This window comes from Aquimarina algicola (genome assembly GCF_006443095.1).
GTDB lineage: Bacteria > Bacteroidota > Bacteroidia > Flavobacteriales > Flavobacteriaceae > Aquimarina > Aquimarina algicola.
This window is the reverse complement of record NZ_VFWZ01000002.1, coordinates 302,458-323,538: the sequence shown is the minus strand read 5'-3', so window position 1 is coordinate 323,538 and position 21,081 is coordinate 302,458. Positions and strand designations below refer to the sequence as shown.

Genomic DNA, 21,081 nt, shown 5'->3' with positions numbered 1-21,081 from the left:
ATAATCATGAAGCAGCAGCATGTCATCAATAAACAAATTATAGAAGTACATCTTTCTAAAAAGGAAGATACATTTGCCATGCAGCAAAAAGTTAGCGCACTATACCGAGAGCAATTTGTACCCATTATCGATACATTATTGACAAATCATTTTGGAAAAGATATAGATACGCACTATCAAATCGATGCCCTTGTTATCGATTTAGGAGAAGTTAGTATGAACGAAGTTGTATCAGTATTTACTCAAAAACTGAAGCAAGCACTTTCTAATTGTAATGTAGAACTCTATTCTGAAGATTCAATTCCGGTTACAATACATCATCATGAACAAACGCCTCTTAAAATACTGACCTATTATCTTACAAATGGTCGATTACCTTGGTGGGCGAGTGAAACAACCAAGGATTTTTTGTGGAAACAGTTAGATCAATTAATACAAAAGCCAATACCGGATTTTAAAATACTTCTAAAACAGCTACAAGAGAAAAATATATATGTAGATCGTTTTTTAGACACATTTTCAGAGAAACAATGTTTACAATCTCTACAGATATTGACCGATTTTTCGATAGAACAGTTAGTAGAAGTCAAAAAAGATCTTTTTGATCAAATAATAAAAACAAACTCTAGCAATAATATTAATAATTCATATGCAACCTTTGCAAAAACCTTTTGGAGAACAGCTTTCAACACAGTACATACTGCGGAGACTTATGCTGAATTAAAGGAAAGTTGCATACAGCATACACTTTTAGAATTTGGGATGCCTATTGATCATCAAAACAAGGAAAAGAATGACATCGATAAAGAAATCAAAACAATTCGTGTTATTATAGTAAGACTTCAAAGCCAATATCCTAAGGATAAGATCTGGCAGCAATTTTTGGAACGAATGGATAAAGTTACTGATAACCCTTCTTTTTATCATGCTGATATTGATATCAAAAAGAAATGCAAACAATTACTTTTTGATGTTGAAGCAGCACAACAAGTAACAACAGAACATATACAGCAATTAGAAATAGTAAGTAATATAATATCGGATCAAAAATACAGTCAAATAGGAAAAGGACAATCTCAGTTTGATGAAGTAGATTTTATTACCGTGCAAAACGCTGGATTAGTATTATTATGGCCTTTTTTGCAACGCTTTTTTGAAAATTTAAATCTTTTAGAAGAAAAAACATTCCCTGATACAATAGCGAGTACTAAAGCAATGTGGGCATTACAATATTTGTGTAATGAAGACGAAGAAACATTTTTTGAAGGCATGTTTCCATTGGTCAAAATACTTTGTGGCGTTGCTATAGAAGATCCAATTTCTATGCAATCACTTTCAACAGAAGAAAAAGAGATTGCAGAGGGATTGTTACATGCGGTAATTAACCAAGGTCCACACTGGAAAAATTTATCATTAGATGGATTCCGAACCTCTTATTTAATGAGACAAGGATCTTTACGTATACATCATGACCATTGGTTGTTACAGGTGCAAAAAGAAACATATGATGTGACTTTAGAAAAATTACCTTGGGGAATAACCGTAGTAAAATTACCGTGGATGCCAAATCCTCTGATGGTAGAATGGATATAGAGTAGAAAGAGAAAAAATGTAGAGAAACCAATTTAAAAGACAATGATGGAAATTTCGATAGCAAATTCAACTGAAAAAAAACTGAATTCTTTTGATTTAGAACAAAATGCCATAGTACTCAATCAAGAATTGACATGGCTCAATACTGTAATTCATACTCGTATTGCTTTACATTTTGGTCACGAAACTCCTTATGAAACGATAGACGAGCTATACCCTCCGGATATAACATCATACAGCTCGCCTTACGCAAATTTTGTTAGAAAAAATCATTTAACAGTTCAAGAAAGATTGGTATTGGTACTAGCATTAGTTCCGCATATTAAACCAGAGGTATTAGATATTTTATGTAGCAAAAATCAAGATTATGATCGTCGTTTCAGTGAGTTTGGAGGGCTTTTTGTACAAGGGCATAATGGATTGATTCCTACGGCAGAGACAGCAATGTTTATACTAGCAGGAGATGATCTGATCAAACGGTTACACTATCAATATATTTTTGATGTAGATCATGTATTGATAACAAGTCAAGTGATCAAAAATACACGAGAAAAGAAAGATGTACCAAGATTAAGTCAAATGCTTATTGTTTCTAATGAATATGTAGATTATTTAACTACAGGAAAATCATATCAAGCCGCATACAGTGCAGATTTTCCTGCACAACGCATGACTACCAAATTAGAATGGAAAGATTTAATCGTATCACAAGCTACAGCAACTAGTTTACAAGAAATCCGTGATTGGATGACTTATGGGAATGTAGTGATGCGAGACTTAGATTTAGAAAAACAACTAAAACCAGGATACAAAAGTTTGTTTTATGGCCCTCCCGGGACAGGAAAAACAATGACCGCAGCATTATTAGGAAAAAGTGCTAATAAACCGGTATACAGAGTGGATTTGAGTATGGTGGTCTCAAAGTATATTGGTGAGACAGAAAAAAACCTTGCCAAGGTATTTGATCAGGCAGAACACCATGATTGGATCTTGTTTTTTGATGAGGCAGATGCACTTTTTGGGCAACGTACACAAGTAAATAGCGCAAATGACCGTTATGGAAATCAAGAGATTGGGTATTTGTTACAACGTATTGAAGACTTTTCGGGAGTTGTTATTCTAGCCACTAATCTCAAAGATAATATAGACGAAGCTTTTACCCGTCGTTTTCAATCTATAATAGAATTTAAAGTACCACGTGTAGAAGAACGTCATAGACTCTGGAAACAGTCTTTTTCAGCAAAACTACCACTAGACGCTAAGATTGATGTTCTGGCGATAGCAGAGAAATATGAAATATCAGGGGGACTCATCATGAATGTAGTTCGCAAATGTACTTTACAAGCTGTTGCCAACGAAGAAAGCGTCATATCACAACACAATCTGGAAATCTCAATCAAAAAAGAGCTTCAAAAAGAAGGTATTATTTTAAATTAAAGATAGTGTACAACTTAAAAATGATTTTGCATGAAAACACAAACAGATACATCACAAGAAAAACAAAGTACAGTTGTACAGCAAGTACCAAAAGAATCAAGTAACGGAGGTACAGCAACAATCAAAGATTACAGATCTTCAACTACATATCAGCGCAAGTTAAAAGAGACAATTGATACGATTACAAGCCCTACTCCTCCTATCCAAAGAAAAAATAATACAGGCTTACCTGATACTCTTAAATCAGGGATCGAAAACCTATCAGGATATAGTATGGATGATGTAAAGGTACATTATAACTCTAGTAAACCGGCTCAGTTGCAGGCACATGCCTATGCGCAAGGTACAGATATCCATTTAGGCCCAGGACAAGAAAAGCATTTACCTCATGAAGCTTGGCATGTTGTACAACAAAAACAGGGACGTGTAAAACCTACTAAACAATTAAAAAGTAAAGTAAATATCAACGATGATGCTGGGTTAGAGAAAGAGGCCGATGTGATGGGAGAGAAGGCGGTTAAGAATACAAAAAAAGTAAAAGCAGGATATTTAAACGCAAGTAAGTCATACAGAGAGAATATAGTTCAAGGTAAATTTATCAGCGCTATAAAAAATATAAATATATCTGATTGGTTAGAGATTATGCAAGAGTATAATCAAATTATAGGAGAACCTGTAAATACTAATCCAGTGTACTTATGTTATCTTTATCATAAATATAAGAAGAATAAGGGGTCTTTTACAAATATTATTCAAATATTAGCTGATCTTACTGGTGCCGATAAGACCCAAAAACAGCAATGGGATAGTCAGATTGCTGCATACGTTGGAGGTCAGCAGACAACGACTTATCCAAATTCACTTCCTCCTAGTAATGGTACAAATTGGAAAGAGTTTTTTAGGTTCGATAAACGAGACCCTACAACCATAAGTAATAATAATGGATTTTTTGGCTGGGGTGCAATCCCATTAACTCAAGCAAGGAAACTAGCAAATGAATGGCGAGATATGCCTATGCCAGATAGAACCAAATTTTTTCAAGCCTTTACTGCTGCAAATGATGGCGAATTTAACCGCCCTCCATATACGTCAACATCAACTGACGATGTACAGGCTTATGGCACAAAAGGAGGAGAGGATCCAGGTTATGATTATAGAATTAGAGTACCTCTCAATTTAGTGCACCTAGAAGTAAAAGAAGCAGTAACTAAAGTTGCATTATATACTGACACTGGTTTAATTCATAATGCCAAAATTATAGCTTTGGCAAAACATGGTTCGTCGTATCAGCGAGAGTGGGTTTTTATATCTGGTATAGCTAGTGAATATATAGAAAGTAGACGGCATAATAGTAAGAATGCATGGCAGCCTATTTAAAAAGTAAATTCTTAACCTATCTAAGAGAATTTATAGATCATGCTCCTATTTAGCTATCGTATTTTATCATTAGTAGCATTAAATATGAGAAGAAAAACTAAGATCAAATAAACTGTGAATCTACAATTCAAAGACTAGAGACATTTTTTTTGGATGATTTTTAAATAAAAGTTTTAAGATTATGAAAACACAAACAGATACATCACAAGAAAAACAAAGTACAGTTGTACAGCAAGTACCAAAAGAATCAAGTAACGGAGGTACAGCAACAATCAAAGATTACAGATCTTCAACGATATATCAGCGCAAGTTAAAAGAGACAATAGATACGACTACAAGCCCTACTCCTCCTATCCAAAGAAAAAATAATACAGGCTTACCTGATACTCTTAAATCAGGGATCGAAAATCTATCAGGATATAGTATGGATGATGTAAAGGTACATTACAATTCTAGCAAACCAGCTCAATTACAAGCACATGCTTATGCACAAGGAACAGATATTCATTTAGGACCAGGGCAAGAAAAGCATTTGCCTCATGAAGCATGGCATGTGGTTCAACAAAAACAAGGACGCGTAAAGCCTACTAAGCAATTAAAAAGTAAAATAAACGTCAATGATGATGTCGTGTTAGAAAAAGAAGCAGATGTGATGGGAGAAAAGGCACGAAAACAGATCATCTCAAAAACAGGCTATACAAACAGAGGTTTCAAGACCCAAACTGTAAAACAATCTACCTCCTTGATCCAACCTGTTTGGAAAAAAGTTAGAAACACTAATGAATATAGAGATGGTATATGGTGTATGGATGCCACTACAGGGCTTATATGGCAAAGAAACAATCCAGGTGTGATGCAATCCTGGACATATTGGGTTGGGCAGAATCAAGCCCCACCGATTCCAGATAAAATTCTTAACGTTAGCCAAAGTGATTATGGACATCAATTTCAATCACAAGGCAATTGGCAACAATATGCTGTTTTTATTAATCAGCTATTACGGGGCGCTCAAGCACAGGACCGATTAGCAAACGTTAGAAAAAACAGTAGTTTTGGATTCAAAATCCGAAAGAGATTCAGAAATAGACATGAACGCAACTATGCAGATCAATTTAACATAATAGGAAAAAATGAATTTAATACTGCCTTGTGGGAAATAGCACAAAAACTCACTGAAATTAATAATTATACATGTATTATCTCTGAGGAAGGAAAAAGTAGTAGTTGGATAACATCTAGAGTGTTACGTATGGTAGAAATTTTAGGAGGTACACCACCTTCACAGATCATCTCTTATCCTACTCAAGAGGGTATGAGAAACCAATCGGCATATGACTTAGGACTTACACAACAGAATGACACATTGGTTTTTATCGATGATGCTTCGTATAGTGGAGCGCAATTATCACGATTGATCAGAAGGGTTATGGTAGGACGAAATAATACTGTACGTGTAGGACTGGTTGCAGCTTCAAATACAGCTAGGCAAGAAATAGATGATGCAGCAGCAAGAAGTAACAATTTTGCGTGGTTGTCAAACAATAACACAAGAGCAGTGTTAGATATAGATGAATATGATGACTCTGATAGTCTGGATGAAGCTCAAAGAAATAGAAATATCACTTTAAGAGAAGGAAATAGAGATGATGGTAATTTTCTTACAGGGTTGTACTACAAGTTACCTGATCATGCTTCTGTACGACACAAATTATTAATTCAAGGAGATTATATTTTAGGCTATACCGAAGGTGGTAGAGATGCAACCGGGGGGGTAATTACACCTACTGAACCTTATAAGTCAGTTAATACTGCATATCCGAACAGTGTTGATAGAGCTACAAGAGCAAATCTTGCTAATATGACTTATGCTGAAAGAATGGTAGCTTTACAAGCATTAGGAACAGATAATTCAGATTTGGGATCTCATGTACCGAATGATTTACCTCCAAATATTCAGAACATGATGAGAAAAAGAAAAAAGTATTGATATAGTTTAACTTTTAACTAACAATATTTTGAAATTGATATCTATTTAGGTTAAGAATTTTAACTTCATAACAATAGCACACCTATCCTTTAAGCAAAAAAGAGAACAAGGTAGTGATTGCGATTATTTAATAATAAGTAAAACCACAAACAAAATGGATAAATTAACTCAGTTTTTTAGCGAACTGTTAACCAACACCGACAAATTAGACCGTTTTAATACAGGCACCAGTCCAAAAGAAATTGCTAGTAATAGACAAAGTATGCTCGATGCAGCGGGAATAAAAGATGTTGGAGAGATCACGATGATGACTCCGCAAGAGTTACAAAAACTAATACAAAAAGAAGTCACTCAAAATAATGAGGATTGTCTCGAAACAACAATTTGCGGATTGATCGCAAAGCAAATGGTACAGCACCCACAACAGGTAGCCATTATTGAGGGTACAACCAAAATCGATTATAAAGATTTGATGAAGAGGGCTAGCGAGGTTGCAGGAGAGCTCCAATATCGTAAGGTAGCACCTGGATCTTTGGTAGGAGTATGTATGCAGCGCTCCTGGGAGTTGGTTGCTACGCTCATTGGGGTTATGCAAGCAGGATGTGCCTATGTACCTTTAGACCCGGCATACCCAAAAGACCGAATTCAATATATGTTAGAGCATTCTCGTGCAGTGGCCACCATAGTAGATAACGATAATGCAGCTGGTTTATGTGCTAAAGTAAAACAGCTAATTCAGATCAGTACTGTTGGTAAGTATTCTAATCAATTGATAAAACCTTCTGGTAGTGATTTGGCATATGTCATTTATACTTCAGGATCAACCGGAAATCCAAAGGGAGTCGCTGTCGAGCACAAAGGTTTTGCATCTTTAAGACAATCTATGCGAGAACTCTTTAGTGATGAAGAATTAAAAGGAGTATTTGCAGGCGCATCCGTTTGTTTTGATACCTCAGTGATGGAAATCATGGGTACGCTATCTTTGGGAGGAACAATCATACTAGCAAAAAATGCTTTAGAACTCACTAAACTTCCTGCAGTAGACGAGATCAAAACCTGTGTTATGGTAGCCTCTGCAGTTCAGGCATTACTGTCTACAGAAAAATTACCTAAAAACATACAATGCTTAGTTTTTGGTGGAGAAGCACTTAAACGTTCTCTGGTAGAACAAGTGTATGCACAACAACCGGATATACGGATATTCAATGCCTATGGCCCAACTGAAGACACCGTGTATTCAACAATTGCAGAAGTTGCTAAAGGCACAAAAGTAGTTACGATCGGAAAATCAGTACCCAACTCGCAAGCCTATATTCTGGATGATAATATGCAACCTGTAACAACTGGAGTAGCGGGAGAATTATATCTTGCCGGTGACAAACTTGCTCGTGGATATTTATATGATGATGTACTTACCAAAGAACGCTTTATAGTAATGGAACCTAGCGATTTGATTCCCGAACATCGATTATATAAAACAGGTGATTTGTGTAGGTGGACCGAAAATGAAGAAATAGAATTTGTTGGGCGAGCTGACCAACAAGTAAAAATTAGAGGTTTTCGAATCGAACTAGAAGAAATTGAATCTACACTAGAGTCGATGCAAGGTATTGATGCTGTAGCTGCCGCGGCTGTAGATGGAGGTATTGGTCAAAAAATATTAGTAGTCTACATAGTAACTCAAAATAAAGACATAACAGAAGCTAAAATTAAATCTTATTTATCAGAACGTTTGCCCAAATATATGGTTCCACAAGTAGTAAAATATTTAAAAGAGTTACCGCTACTGCCTAATGATAAGCTTGATCGTAAAACATTAATGAATTTAGAAAGCGAAAAGCAAGCCAAAGAAGATAATACCATACCAAATACAATCAATAGTGATTTGAAACATGAAGAGGTATTAGTAATACTTCAGAACGAAATAGCTTCGATACTTAACTTAAGTGATCCAAAGCAAGTATTGCCAGACTGTTCTTTTGATAACCTGGGAATTGATTCACTTACTACGTTAGAATTGAGCAGTCGACTTACCAATATTTTAGGTCAGGAAATTTCGGCGCATACTTTGTTTGAATATGCTACCCCTAATGCATTGGTACATTATCTTCTTCATGTATCTGAAAATACAATAAAGAATTCAGCAGAAAAACCATTTAGTAGTAGTAAAGATTCATTGGCTAGCTTTCAGACCCATATGCAATCTAGTCACCCAACGTTTCAAGCCGCAAAAGCTTCTGCATGGGATGCCACAGACAAAGGTAAACTCGTTCAAGAAGTGTTGCGTATGGTCAACAATGATCGTAGAAACCCTTATAGTAAAGTGTTACGAACAGGAAGTGCGACCAAAGGTATCGTTGGTGATGCGTATAATGATGAAGAGCAAGAAGCGATCATATGGACCACTAACCTATATCTAGGATTAAATCGTGATGAAGCAGTGATGAAAGAGGCATCAAACGCTTTAGCACAGTTTGGAACCGGAATGGGAACTTCGGCAGCAGCCTCAGGAATGACTAATCAACATCTTGAATTTGAAGCAGAGTTTGCTGATTTGGTAGGAAAACCCAGTGCTTGCCTTTTCCCTACGGGATATACAGCCAATGTTGGAGCAGTAGCAGGACTTCTGGGAAAAAATGATGTAGTGATTATCGATCAGCTATGTCATGCCTCTATTGTTGATGGTGCACGTTTATGCGGCGCAACGATTAGAACTTTTCAACATAATAATGCAAATGATTTAGAAACTGTTCTTCAGTCAGAAGCCTCGCCTTATCGTACAATGCTTGTTGTTTTGGAAGGGGTATATAGTATGGGAGAGGGAGCTGCTCCTGTAGTAGAAATTGTACGCATGGCAAAAAAATACAATGCTCTTGTTTTGGTAGACGAGGCGCATTCTTTTGGTTTTTATGGTAAAGGAGGAGCAGGTATTTGTGCTGCACAAGGAATTACTGAAGAGGTAGATTTTATTATGACTACCCTTAGCAAGGCCCTTGGTAGTCTTGGCGGAGTAGTCGCAGCCAGTCAAGAACATATTGATCTTTTAAAATCATCTTCACGGGCATATATCTTTCAGGCATCTATTAGCCCGGCAGATATGGCAGCTGCACTCACAGCATTGCGTCGTCTGCGATCTGATGATGCATTACGAGAACGATTATGGGATACAACTCGCTATATGCGTCAGCGATTTGAAGATGTAGGATATGATTTGGGTACAGGAGACGGACCAATTGTTACTCCTCATTTTAGCAATAAAGATAAGCTGTATGCGATAGTACAAAACCTATATCAAAGAGGTATTCAAACATCGGCAGTAACGTATCCTATAGTAGAAAGCGGGCGAGGTCGATTGCGATTGATCTGTTCAGCTGCTCATACTCGCGAAGATGTGGACAAAACACTAGAAGCATTGATTGCAGCAGAACAAGAAGTAGAAAAGCAACTCGATATAGTAAATAATGAAATAAAAGAGATAAATGTAACCTATTCTGATATTGAAGCATGGGCAACAGACTTTGTAGCGTATCTGAAAATGGTAATGGCTGAAGTCTTGATCCCAACCCCTGATCTTGCCATAACTATTCGTATTTCTGAATCTTCAGATTTTGTTACAATCTTATGTAAGGATAAAGAGGTGATACTGGATAAGGACAAAAGGTTTGATATGCCTTCTTGTACCTTACTTCTCACTGAGAGAACACCGATTTTGGCCTTGCGATCATCAGATGTACAAGGTTTGCTTCATAGTATTTGTAAAGGAACCTGTATTTTACAAGGACAGATAGAACCTTTTATATGGTTTATTGGGCGTATTGTAGATCAGAGAAATACTCAAACTGTTCTGTAATGCTTTAAAAAAGAAATAAAATAAGTTTGATAGTTACAGAGGGAAATATAAAAGTAAAGATTCCCTCTGTAACGATTATACTAATAGTATAGTAAGTTTCGAAACTTTTTGAAGAATATGCATTTGTATAATTTATAATAACAGACAGTGTCTTTTTGAAAGAAACAGTTTAATTACTCTTGATAAAGTAGAAAGTATTGTAAAGTGCAAATGTTTGATAAAGTCAATATTCACAAAAACAAGTTCAATACTATCATAACATTCTATCTATGATTTTTGGTTTTATGGTAGTTGTCGCTTTATTAAAATATTTTTGAATCCAACTCGTTATAGGTGTTTTCCTGCAAATTCGGCATATCTAAAATCCGTCCATTCGATATTTTCCTTTTTTCTTATTTTTTCCAGACTTTTATAAGAAATGAATGATTGTGCAATATGATATGTCTTTTATGTTCCTAGATACTCTGTTCTTTTTATTAGGCGTAGGTAAAGGTTTGGAATTCTAAAAAAGATAATATATCCTGCTATTACGGTTACTGCGAAAACACCTATACCATAGAAGGTTCAAATAACGTTTATGGTTAATGATACCATCGTTAAACCAATAAGATACATAAAAAAACCTAATCCAAGAGCTTCTATTCCTTTGGGAGACATATTGTGTTTTTTATAAATCGGTTATAAAATTCAGGTTTCTATACAGTTTTTATAACTTTTCTAACTTCGGATATTGGGACTTCATCAAATCCTTTCTTTATTGTCATTTGATCAAAAAATAACTGGGCTTCTTCTTTAGATTTATTTATAAAGACAGTTTTCCATTCTATTTTTCTATATGGATTAGGAAGTATTGTTTTTGAAGTTAGGCTTTACTAGAGATAAATCGTCTTTGAAGTGTTATAAAACTTCATCAATGATTTTTTTTTCTGTAGTATACTGATGAAAATAATACTTAGCATCTTTTCTAGAAAGCTCTTGGTCAACTCCATATTTTTTATAAGATTTCCATTTTATATTTTTCTTTTCTTTTATTTTTTCCAGTCTTTTTCTAGAAATAAATGACTGTATATAGTATGATGTATTTTGATATCGACCTTGACTCTCTTTTCGTTCTATTAATCTAAGATAACGGTTGTTTTTTCTGATATACAATATACAAACTGCTAGTATACCTAATATAATAACTCCTAAAATACTAAAGGCTTTTATAGGGCCTAAAGGAGAGCCCATAAAAAACAAAAGACTCTTAAAAAAAACAAAGATAAATACGATACCAAGTAGTATACCCGGCATTACTATTTCCTTTATATGTAGATTATTATTTTCTAAAAGTTTATGTAGAAATTTAGGTTTATAAATCGATTTTTTAATCTCTGAGATTACGATTTCATCTACATCATTTTTGATTGTCTTTTGATCAAAAAAACGTTCGGCTTTCTCTCTCTCAGAAGGATTTTCTCCATTTGAAGAGTAATATGATTCTACATCTACCCATTTTATATTTTTTTTTTGAACTATTTTCTCTAGTTTTTTGCTCGAAACATAAGATTGAATGATATAGTATACAGATTTGTCATCATTTTTTCTTTTTACGATTCGATAATAGCGATGAAAAAAGATGTTATATAACTTAAATAATAGTATTGACCCCACTATAACGGATACTCCAAAAATTAGTAAAGACCATGGACCAATAGCAGAGCGCATTATTATAACACCGATTAAAAGTGGTGTCATTATAAAAAATACCATTTCTAAATTTTCTGCATGACCATGAATGGTATTATCATACCTATAAGGTTTATGAATTGATCTTCTAATTTGGGGAGCTTCTTCCATTTTTTATCCTTTCTATAGTGTAGCTGTGGTGACTATTTTTGAATACAACTTTTTTTAAACTTGCTAATCAAAAGGGTTTATTAAGATTATTGTTTATTTAAAAGTATAAAAATATTTGATCAAAGTAATGTTTTATAAATTGTATGGCTTTTAATAAAGCTATTATCAAATTTTTCCTGCTTGCTAGATAGAAATAACTTCTTATAGCAATCGTAGTGGTTTAATTTTTAATTATCTTTTTTTATCAATACTAATTCACTAAGGATTAGTTTTGCTTTTCGTGCTATTTCTGAAGAGCTTTGGATTGTATGGTCACCTATCAAACTGTTAAATTCTTCAGGCATATTCTTATCAGGATATCCTAAACTCCCATAAATTTTGCGTTTATCAAGATACCCTTCATTCCAATCGATACCTCCAGAAAAGTCCCATTCTAAACCATAAAAAGTAAAAGGTTTTTTGTTAAAGATTTCAAGTTCTTCAATACTAGTACCTACTCTTATGCCTTCTTTAGTTTTCCAATCACTGCGTTGTTTGAAAACTCTTACCCTTGATAATTTATTAAAGTTGATTTCATCATTCCAATGGATTTCTACAGTATTTTTTGATTTTGGGAAAAGTATGGTAACTTTAAATTCTCCCATTCCTTCAGGGCCGTATATTGTTTTTCTTTCAATATTTTCTTGACCAAAAATTTCTATCAATTCTCTTTCAGAATCAATAGATAATAAGCTGTCTAAAGGATAATCGATCTTACGAAGATCTATAGTTTTAGTAGAGGTGGTTTCCTTAGTTTCTTCACTATCTACATTGTTCATGTCAGAATTTTCGACAGTTTGGTCATCGGTCTCCTTTTTAGATTGCGTTGAACAACTAACAATTATTAATAGAATGAATAGTACGCGAATTATATTTTTCATAAGAGTATGGTATTGTACAATGAAATATAATAATAATGGTTGTAATGTTATATCCTTTGATTGATGCGTTTCAAAATGTGAATACAGCTTTTAGATCAAAGAGACTTCTGAATATACATCTACTATCTGTGAATTGCAAAACTACAAGCTTTAGGAAGTTGTTTTATAAATTTTATGATAACGTTAAAATTAAATAGATTCATGATTTTTGTGTATTAGAGTGATTAATAATTTGTTTTTTTCTTTACCCAATATGAGTTTATAAGATACTACCTGTGAATAGCATAGCTACATGCCTTTGGTAGTTGCTGGATGAATTTTAGAATAGTGTTAAAATTAAATAGATTCATGATTTTGTGTGTTAGAGTGATTAATAATTTATTTTCAATATTTACTGGTCAATCTTTAATTCATTTTTTGATTTTGTGTACAAGAAATAACATTGATCAGACCGCTACAGATAGTAATAATTAACGTATAAGATAGATTTTTCATTTTTTAAATATTGTTTAGAGTAATTATGTGTATACAATCAACATTTTTTAAGATTAATCAAATATTCTATTTTGATAACCTTACTATTTGTTGTAGTTGGTATTATCTATAAACAAAAGTACATGCTGAAGTGCTATAGGAGTACCCTGAATCCAGTGAAAGTGTATAAAAGAGTCGATTACAAATAGATATATGTATTGAAAGTTAAAAACTATTTGTCTTTGTTTTGATGTTTCTTATGGAGGCTATAATATTCTCTGAGTCCCAAAAATGTTCATCCCTTTTGGCTCTTTCAATCATTTTTTCGAATATTTCTGTAATAAATCCCCATCTATCTGTGACCCAATGAGGCCTGTAATCAACTATATATTCAATCAAACCAAGAAAACTTATTGATGCGTAAAAATTGTACTCACTTTTATTTGATCTAAGATATTTAAGATAAGCAAGTAAATAGAATTTGAAAGGTTGTTCGGGCATCCATTTAAAATCCTCACAATAGAGTTCAGCAACTTTGTCAATCATATCTTCTGCTTGTTGTAAAGATTTACCGTTAAAATGCTTGAATGCATAAACTCCATCTAGGCTTTTTAAAGCTTCTTCCCAGTCTTTTTTGTTTGGAATCATAGCATTTTGATTCATTACTTTTTTGTAAAAACATCCAAAGAATGTCTGTGTGTTATGTCGATTTTTTTGTATTGTAACTAGTTTGTATGCAGGTAATTAAATGGTTTATTGCAATGTCTGACTTGTCAAAAGTTAAAAAACAAATTGAGTTGTCCATCATTCTTTTTTTATGATAAAGGATTTGATTTGTAAATTGAAAATTTATTTAAAACAGTTATATCTTTCTAAATTAATGTAAATAGGATCATTAGTTTTTAAGAATACTTAGTAAATTAGAATACCCTCCATCATGTTCTTGAATGTAACTATAAAAGGGGTATTTGATCTGTGTTTCAGAAAAAATGCTATTCAAATCTATACTCAGGAAAATTTCTTCAAAAAGGGCATAGGCTTTTAATATCATCAACTCGTGTATATGATCATTTTCACATTCGAGCTCATATTCTTCTATTTCATCTTTTTTACAGGATAAAACATTTTCATATATCTCATTATAATTCAAGACCTGAATTGGGCCAATCTCTCCTATGATTCTATTATTATAATTTGCATTTATATTGGATAATTCTTGATATACAAAAGCGTCTGGTTTTACAGAACGATAAGCGCTCAAAAATAGCTTACCATTATCTCTATTAAAATAGAATACTATAGCTTGAATAGACTCTGTAGGAGTCAATGATTCTTTTACTTTATTAAAAAAGGTATTTAGGTTCTTATCGGCATTAGCTTTTATTTCGATGGCATCAATCCAATCTAACATTTCGAGTAAATATTTTTTGATTTTATCATCGATTTCTTTTTCTCCAGAATCATCAAACTCTTTAGCCAACAATAAATATTTTATTTTTTCATTTTGATATTTTGTAAGGCTACTTATATGGCCATTGTTTTTCATATATCTTTAATTTGATTTGAGTTTTTCTTGAGAGTATTATCGATTTAATTCTTTTAGTACTAAAGTATATTTTCAGAAACCGTTGATTTTGTAGGAAACATCTGTATGAATTACATGATAGAAAAGCTTAAAACCATTTTGTATTATTATTCTTTACTATTCAGATGATTCAAGGTATCTATCTTGAATAAAACATTGTGAAATTTATCTAGATGAGTATCGATGTCTTTTCTAGTATTACCTGCAAACGACATATTGAGAACAAACTCTTTGTTTCCGACCTGTTTTCTAATAACAGCTAGTATTAATCTTGGATCATCCAGATATTCTAATGTTTGGTAGATCAAATCGTCTTTTTGGGTTATATCAGAATATGTGGACCAATTATAGTCTGAACTGAACCAACCGGTTTTGAGCGTTTCAAAAAACTCATCAAGTGAATATTCTATATTACTAAAATCTCGTATAGTGATATTTAATCGTACAGTGTCTTCGTTATTGGTGACTCTCAAGGTTCCATTATCATTAAGACAATCCCATTCTTGTGGAATTCTTATCACAAATGGACCAAACTTTCTACCTGCAAAAGAGTTTTCTACTTTTTTCTTAGGGGATTTTTTCTTAAAAAAATTAAACATATGATTGATTTTTAAAAAAGCAAATGATGTTGTTTTTCTATAAATGATTTAATTTACAATTCCCCTCATTGTCAATTGAACTGGGGTGTACCCAATATCACTGCGATACTCATCTGCCGGAGCATTAATGATTCTCCATGTATTTTCATCAAATTTAAGATTGCTAAAAATAGCTATAGTTTCATATTGCTCTGAAGCCGGAGCATTATTCGTAACCACAATATTAATAACACCATCTTGATCTGGTTTGGTAAATAGCGGCTCATTTGATGATAATTCAACATTAAAAATATTACAAAGCTCTGTACGGTTGCACTCTCCCAATGTAAACCTAAGCTGATTTGGGCTCATATCTGTAATAGGATAATTACCTTGGTTGGTCCATGTGCCAATACCAATGCCATTATAAGTATCCCCGGGAAATAAATCAGGGATATTCAACTCCGGTTGATTAAAAACAATTGGGTTTGTAGTATCTACAATGATCCTATATGTTATTGCTGTTGAATTTGTGGCGTCGCTTACTCTAAAATCAACAGTGTTTGGATATTTAAAATCTATTTTTTCTTCTGTATCAAAGGAATACACTCTAAATTCTTCGTCATTAATTCTGTATTCGAGTCTAGACCCCTGATACTCTATTGTGGGAGTTAAATCAGAAAAATCAACAGATCTTGGAAACAGAGTAAACAAAAGAGAATCTACAGATTGAATAGATAATGCTTCTTTTTTCAAACGTAGATCTGCTTGTGACACTCCATCATTTGCCAATAGTCTAAAACTTGAAATTGAAAGCTTTTCTTCTTTGGGATCAGGGTTAGGAGCCACAATAACTCTTACATTATAATGAATGTTTATATCAGGATTACTTGTTGAGGTAATCTGATAATTTACAAATTCGGTTTCAGAATACAATTCTAGAGACCCGACGGAGGGAAAAATATTATATTTTTCGGTATCGATATTAACCGATTCAAGTGTTAGCAATAGTGAAGTTACCGTATGAGGTAATGTGATAATAATTTCACCTTCTTCTACCTCTTCATTATTAACAATAGTGGGTTGTGTAATTTCTATGTCCAGATATTCAATTTCTTGGAAAGGAAAATCAGTTAATCTCGCTTCTTCCAGATTAATTTCTTCTTCAGAACCTTCTGATAGGGGTGAGGAGTTATCATCTGACCCACATCTGATACATAATACTGTAATTATAAGTGGTAAGAAAATTTTAAGAGAATAGTTGTTGATCATTTTTGGTTGTTTTTTTATCTGTTTCAGACAAAAATATCATCTACTATTCATGCAGTATCCACTATTTTTAGTGGAAAACGTATTCTTACATTATGTAAGCATATTTTGATGTAATACTTTTTAAGTGCCTAAGAATTAACTTCGTTAATTTTTTGTGTAATTAGTTCTTTAATTTCATTGTATTCCTTTTTTTTTACACATAAACTACTCATAATGCTACATTTTTCATTTTGAGAATACAAGTTCAATATACGATTACCACTTACTTTGGTTTCATTTATTTCTGAAAGTTCAGCAAATGGGATTATTGTAGTACGCTTCTGAAAACCAACAGGAGGTATTGTTATCGTATGTTCATCAATGATCAATTGTTTTTTAGAATTTAGCTTAAAATACATTCCAAAAATAGTCATCAATGTCATCAATAATGATAATACAAATAATATCCAGAAAAAAATTGTCGCATCATTAACATCTAATTCGATACTATGATTAATAATAAGACCCTGAGTATTATTTATGGCCTTGTAATGAAAAAGTAAGGTGCACCCTGTAAACATTATGAATCCCAAAAGGAGTGTTAACCATTTACCTGAATATTGATATGTTCTCTTTTCATTCATCATTTAGTTATGTTTTTTTTATTTATAAAATATTAAAGAGTTGATTTTACCCAGGGAGATATATTCGTTTTAGATTTTTACCGTGTAGTCTGATCAATTTTGTTTCTAAATCACTAAGTTTATCAGGGCAACCTCTTATATAATCTTCACAGAAGATTGTCTTTTCTATAGTGTCGATTTTAATGTTCACTCTAAGCATACTATTACAGGAAAAATTACTTTTATAAAGAGTATCTAATTCTAGAATATGATCTTCATTAATTTCTTGAACTAAAGAATTAATAATGCTATCGCTTAAAATTACAGTAGAGTTTTTATCGTATTCAGAGTTAATTTTTATGTTTTCTGGTTTATTTGTAAGATGTGTTAACTCATTTCCTATTAATTGAAAGGCATCACCATGAAAGGCTCCTCTTGATAAAGTTAATTCTATATTGTGAGCATTCTTAGAGCCTAAATGTCGATTAAGAGTGTTATTGTTCTTGCTTTGTAGACAATAGGTTAGAGTGCTTGTTATTAATACAAAACAAATAAAGACTATTACTTTTTTTTGATTCATTTTTATTTAGATTTTGTGTATTAGAGTACTTAATATTTTTAAAACAAAAGTAAGTGTTAGTCGATCACAATTATACCCCAAATTCAGTGAAGATGATAGATGGTTTTTAATCCTTTTCAAACTCTACTTCTACATCAAAATGTTTAGGATTATTTTCCATTTCAAAAACATTGGCAGAGATTTCAAAACCTTTGAAGTCATATAGAATTTTAGCATTTTTATTACTTATTTTTTTGATTCTGTATGGAAAAGTATACTTCACTTTAAATCGCATAAGATCAAGCATAGGATTGTCTTTTGTTAAAGTAGAATCTTTCTTACTTTTTATTTTTTCTAGTGTTTCGGGAGTAATTTTAAGTGAAAAATTTTTGTTATTAAATGTAGTTTTAAAAGAGGTGTTAAAATCAAAAATGTTAGCATCGTCATTCTTTTTTGATTTTTCAATTTTGGTCGTAAATTGATCTAATTCTTTGATGTCTTGATCCTTTAGTTTCTCACTAAAAAGTGCTAAATCTTTTAAATTTTTGAAATCGTAGTTTATTTTCATTTCGAGTTTAGTCGAAAGAGAATCTGAATCTATATATAAACTGAAGTTCTCTAATTGTTTGATTTTCTCTTGTTTTTCTTTACTTAATTTTGAGATACTATCTTTTTTTTGTTCTAGAAAATCAGAAAAACGTATCACAGTGTCGGTTAGTTTGTTGGCAGTATCCTGTTCTGGAGGCATTCCCATATTCATCATTTCAGAAAAACTAAAACTTAGGCTTTGTGTTCCGCTTTTATCTTCGTTAAAATTTACTTCTTGAACGACTTCACAACTAAAAAACGTTATTGAAATTATGATCAGTACAAGTTTGTTAAGATGTTTCATAAATTATGATTGTTTATGTTATTGTAGTGTAAAAGTATGCCTAAGCTTTTGAGAATAATATACTGAATTCAGTGAAAATAAAGAACTAGTCATGATCGTCAAAATATACAGAAAGAAAGGTAACACGATAGAATTGTTTTTGATTCATATTATGTTTAGATGATACGTCATGTAATACTATTATTTTTTATATTCAATTCCATTTCGAATTGATCTACTGTATTTTGTAACCCGATATGGTTTAGATAATCAACTTTTTCTTTTAATCTCTCATCTACATTATTTATTTTGACTGTATCCGAAATACTTTTGATCGCTAAAAAAAGTCGATTCCAACTATTTTGATCCATAGATAAAAGATCAAACTGTGCCAGATAGTTTTGATCTGGATTAATAATAAAAAATGATTCAGGTTGATTTTGATATATGACGTGAAAAAATTTGTAATTACCTCCTATAATTGACTCCTTTTGATTATCCCAGGAATACAATTCTTGATTTGGTAGTTTTTTCCAATGAATATCCAGCAGATCAATTTCTTTCAACTCAAATTGTTGGTTGCTATCGATTTGTAATACACCGCCAAAACATTTATATCTTTTAGCAATATTAAAGCCAATACTTTGATATAGGTGAACTGCAATATCATTTTTTGTAATTACTTCTAATGTAGTTTTTTCAATCCCTATCTCTTTTAATTCTTTAAGTGCATGTTCGTAGATAGATTTAACTATTTTTCTTCCTCTATATTGAGGAATGACCCCGGTACCGGAGTTAAATGCGATTGATACTCCATTTCTTTTGTCGATCGCATGAATGATAAAACCTACTAATTTTTTGTTGTCAAACATCCCATACGACAGGTTAAAATCTACCTTTGCGACTTTCCACCTTTTTTGGTAGTAATCCTTATCAGTGGGCATTTTTACGTAGTAACTTTCAAAAGCTAACAAAAAACAATCTAAAATTTCTTCAAAGGATATACTCGATAATTTTTTTACATGCATTTTTTAAAATTAATCCTAACAAGATAAAGAATCTGAAAATGATTAGAAGTATTAGTAGCTGTTTTTGTTCTCTTAAAAGAAGTTACGGTATAAATTTTACCTCTTTTAGTTTTCCCTTTTCAAAATATTGAATCATATTACCTGTTTCTATCTTTTGTATTCTTTCTTTTGTGTCGTAGGTAATGGTATATATAATCGTATTATGGTCGTAGTATTGTTTTTCTTTCAGTTGCCCTGCTTTGTTATATCCTTTATACAAACCATTATAATAGAAGATATCATTTTTTAGTGTTATTTGTTGTGTTTTGAAAATGGTTCCATTTCTATAATATTCTGTTACGATACCTTTTACATAATCGGTTTTAGCAGCTATTTTATTACTATCATAATATATCGTATAAGGTTTTGTGTAGTCTTGGATTCCATTTTTGAAATGTTTGATATGATATAGACTGCCATCCTTACGATATATTTTTTCTACTCCTGTTCCATTGATAAATGTAGTTTGATACAAAATACTATCGTTCTCAGTATTTACTGTGTATAAACCATCTCTGATACCATTTTTATAATATTCTTCGGTCTTTGCAAAAGAGTAATTAAGAAATACCCATTGCCCATTTTTTAACCCCTTTGAGAACCAACCTTCTGAAGTACTTGCTGGCGTGAGTGGTACAGGTCTTAATACCTTATTATCATCGTAAGGATCAGGTTCATTATATAGAGATGGTTCATATAGGGCGCCATCTACTGGTTTTGTATTGTCTAGTATTTTAAAATACCCTTCTAATGAGATAGAATCTTTTGGTAGTTTAAAACCGCGACAATCTTCGTGATATACCAAATAATGTTTCCAAACATTCTTTTTGATCTTTTGTACACTGATTTTTTGTTGAAAATGATAATCAGGATTTTTACTGATAAGATTATGAAAGTAGCATGTATCTATAGTTTTCTTTTCTGTACTCGTCCTCTTTTGTGTTTTTCGGATAAACCCTATAGCAGATCTTTTTTCGGTGTTATTTTGATCGACGTACAATGTAATTGAATCTACTACATTCGTATAATCAATCACAATATGTTTTTGTTGTGTAAATGCAAATTGAAAA

At 32.4% G+C, this 21,081-nt stretch carries 16 protein-coding genes; 5 read left to right on the top strand and 11 right to left on the bottom strand.

What is annotated here, in order from left to right:
• Positions 1 to 6 precede the first annotated feature (6 nt).
• The 5 genes from FHK87_RS05200 to FHK87_RS05180 all read left to right on the top strand — a co-directional run bounded on the left by FHK87_RS05200 (position 7) and on the right by FHK87_RS05180 (position 10,244).
• Complete coding sequence (locus FHK87_RS05200) at positions 7 to 1,593, top strand: contractile injection system tape measure protein (protein ID WP_140590891.1); 1,587 nt, start codon at positions 7 to 9, stop codon at positions 1,591 to 1,593.
• Positions 1,594 to 1,638: 45 nt separating this feature from the next.
• Entirely contained in the window at positions 1,639 to 3,030 is a 1,392-nt protein-coding gene (locus FHK87_RS05195) for an ATP-binding protein (RefSeq protein WP_140590887.1), read from the top strand.
• A gap of 30 nt (positions 3,031 to 3,060) precedes the next feature.
• Positions 3,061 to 4,407 carry an eCIS core domain-containing protein gene (locus FHK87_RS26075; protein ID WP_226294098.1) on the top strand — a complete coding sequence of 449 codons (1,347 nt, stop codon included), beginning with the start codon at positions 3,061 to 3,063 and terminating at the stop codon, positions 4,405 to 4,407.
• 181 nt (positions 4,408 to 4,588) lie between these two features.
• On the top strand, positions 4,589 to 6,394 hold the full coding sequence (locus tag FHK87_RS26070; protein ID WP_226294097.1) for an eCIS core domain-containing protein: 1,806 nt from the start codon (positions 4,589 to 4,591) through the stop codon (positions 6,392 to 6,394).
• A 154-nt stretch (positions 6,395 to 6,548) separates the two neighbouring features.
• Positions 6,549 to 10,244 (top strand): amino acid adenylation domain-containing protein, encoded by a 3,696-nt coding sequence (locus FHK87_RS05180; protein WP_226294096.1) that lies wholly within the window; start codon positions 6,549 to 6,551, stop codon positions 10,242 to 10,244.
• Positions 10,245 to 11,141: 897 nt separating this feature from the next.
• Here the strand turns inward: FHK87_RS05180 and FHK87_RS05175 are convergent.
• From FHK87_RS05175 to FHK87_RS05125, 11 genes are all read right to left on the bottom strand, one after another.
• The gene (locus FHK87_RS05175; RefSeq protein WP_140590884.1) at positions 11,142 to 12,083 is read right to left on the bottom strand and encodes a hypothetical protein; all 942 of its coding nucleotides are present in this window, start codon (positions 12,081 to 12,083) and stop codon (positions 11,142 to 11,144) included.
• A gap of 227 nt (positions 12,084 to 12,310) precedes the next feature.
• On the bottom strand, positions 12,311 to 13,003 hold the full coding sequence (locus FHK87_RS05170) for a hypothetical protein (RefSeq protein ID WP_140590880.1): 693 nt from the start codon (positions 13,001 to 13,003) through the stop codon (positions 12,311 to 12,313).
• 699 nt (positions 13,004 to 13,702) lie between these two features.
• Positions 13,703 to 14,140 carry a hypothetical protein gene (locus tag FHK87_RS05165; protein ID WP_140590877.1) on the bottom strand — a complete coding sequence of 146 codons (438 nt, stop codon included), beginning with the start codon at positions 14,138 to 14,140 and terminating at the stop codon, positions 13,703 to 13,705.
• A 232-nt stretch (positions 14,141 to 14,372) separates the two neighbouring features.
• Entirely contained in the window at positions 14,373 to 15,023 is a 651-nt protein-coding gene (locus FHK87_RS05160; protein WP_140590874.1) for a hypothetical protein, read from the bottom strand.
• A 146-nt stretch (positions 15,024 to 15,169) separates the two neighbouring features.
• Positions 15,170 to 15,661, bottom strand: a complete 492-nt coding sequence (locus FHK87_RS05155; protein WP_140590870.1) for a hypothetical protein — start codon at positions 15,659 to 15,661, stop codon at positions 15,170 to 15,172.
• A gap of 48 nt (positions 15,662 to 15,709) precedes the next feature.
• Positions 15,710 to 16,912 carry a hypothetical protein gene (locus FHK87_RS05150; RefSeq protein ID WP_140590865.1) on the bottom strand — a complete coding sequence of 401 codons (1,203 nt, stop codon included), beginning with the start codon at positions 16,910 to 16,912 and terminating at the stop codon, positions 15,710 to 15,712.
• A 128-nt stretch (positions 16,913 to 17,040) separates the two neighbouring features.
• Complete coding sequence (locus tag FHK87_RS05145; RefSeq protein WP_140590861.1) at positions 17,041 to 17,538, bottom strand: hypothetical protein; 498 nt, start codon at positions 17,536 to 17,538, stop codon at positions 17,041 to 17,043.
• Between the two features lie 43 nt (positions 17,539 to 17,581).
• Entirely contained in the window at positions 17,582 to 18,094 is a 513-nt protein-coding gene (locus tag FHK87_RS05140) for a hypothetical protein (protein ID WP_140590858.1), read from the bottom strand.
• Between the two features lie 106 nt (positions 18,095 to 18,200).
• Entirely contained in the window at positions 18,201 to 18,965 is a 765-nt protein-coding gene (locus tag FHK87_RS05135; RefSeq protein WP_140590853.1) for a hypothetical protein, read from the bottom strand.
• 167 nt (positions 18,966 to 19,132) lie between these two features.
• A complete protein-coding gene (locus tag FHK87_RS05130; RefSeq protein WP_140590849.1) occupies positions 19,133 to 19,972 on the bottom strand; it encodes a GNAT family N-acetyltransferase in 840 nt (279 codons plus the stop codon).
• 82 nt (positions 19,973 to 20,054) lie between these two features.
• Positions 20,055 to 21,047, bottom strand: coding sequence for a hypothetical protein (locus FHK87_RS05125; RefSeq protein WP_226294094.1), 993 nt, complete (start codon positions 21,045 to 21,047; stop codon positions 20,055 to 20,057).
• Positions 21,048 to 21,081 lie beyond the last annotated feature (34 nt).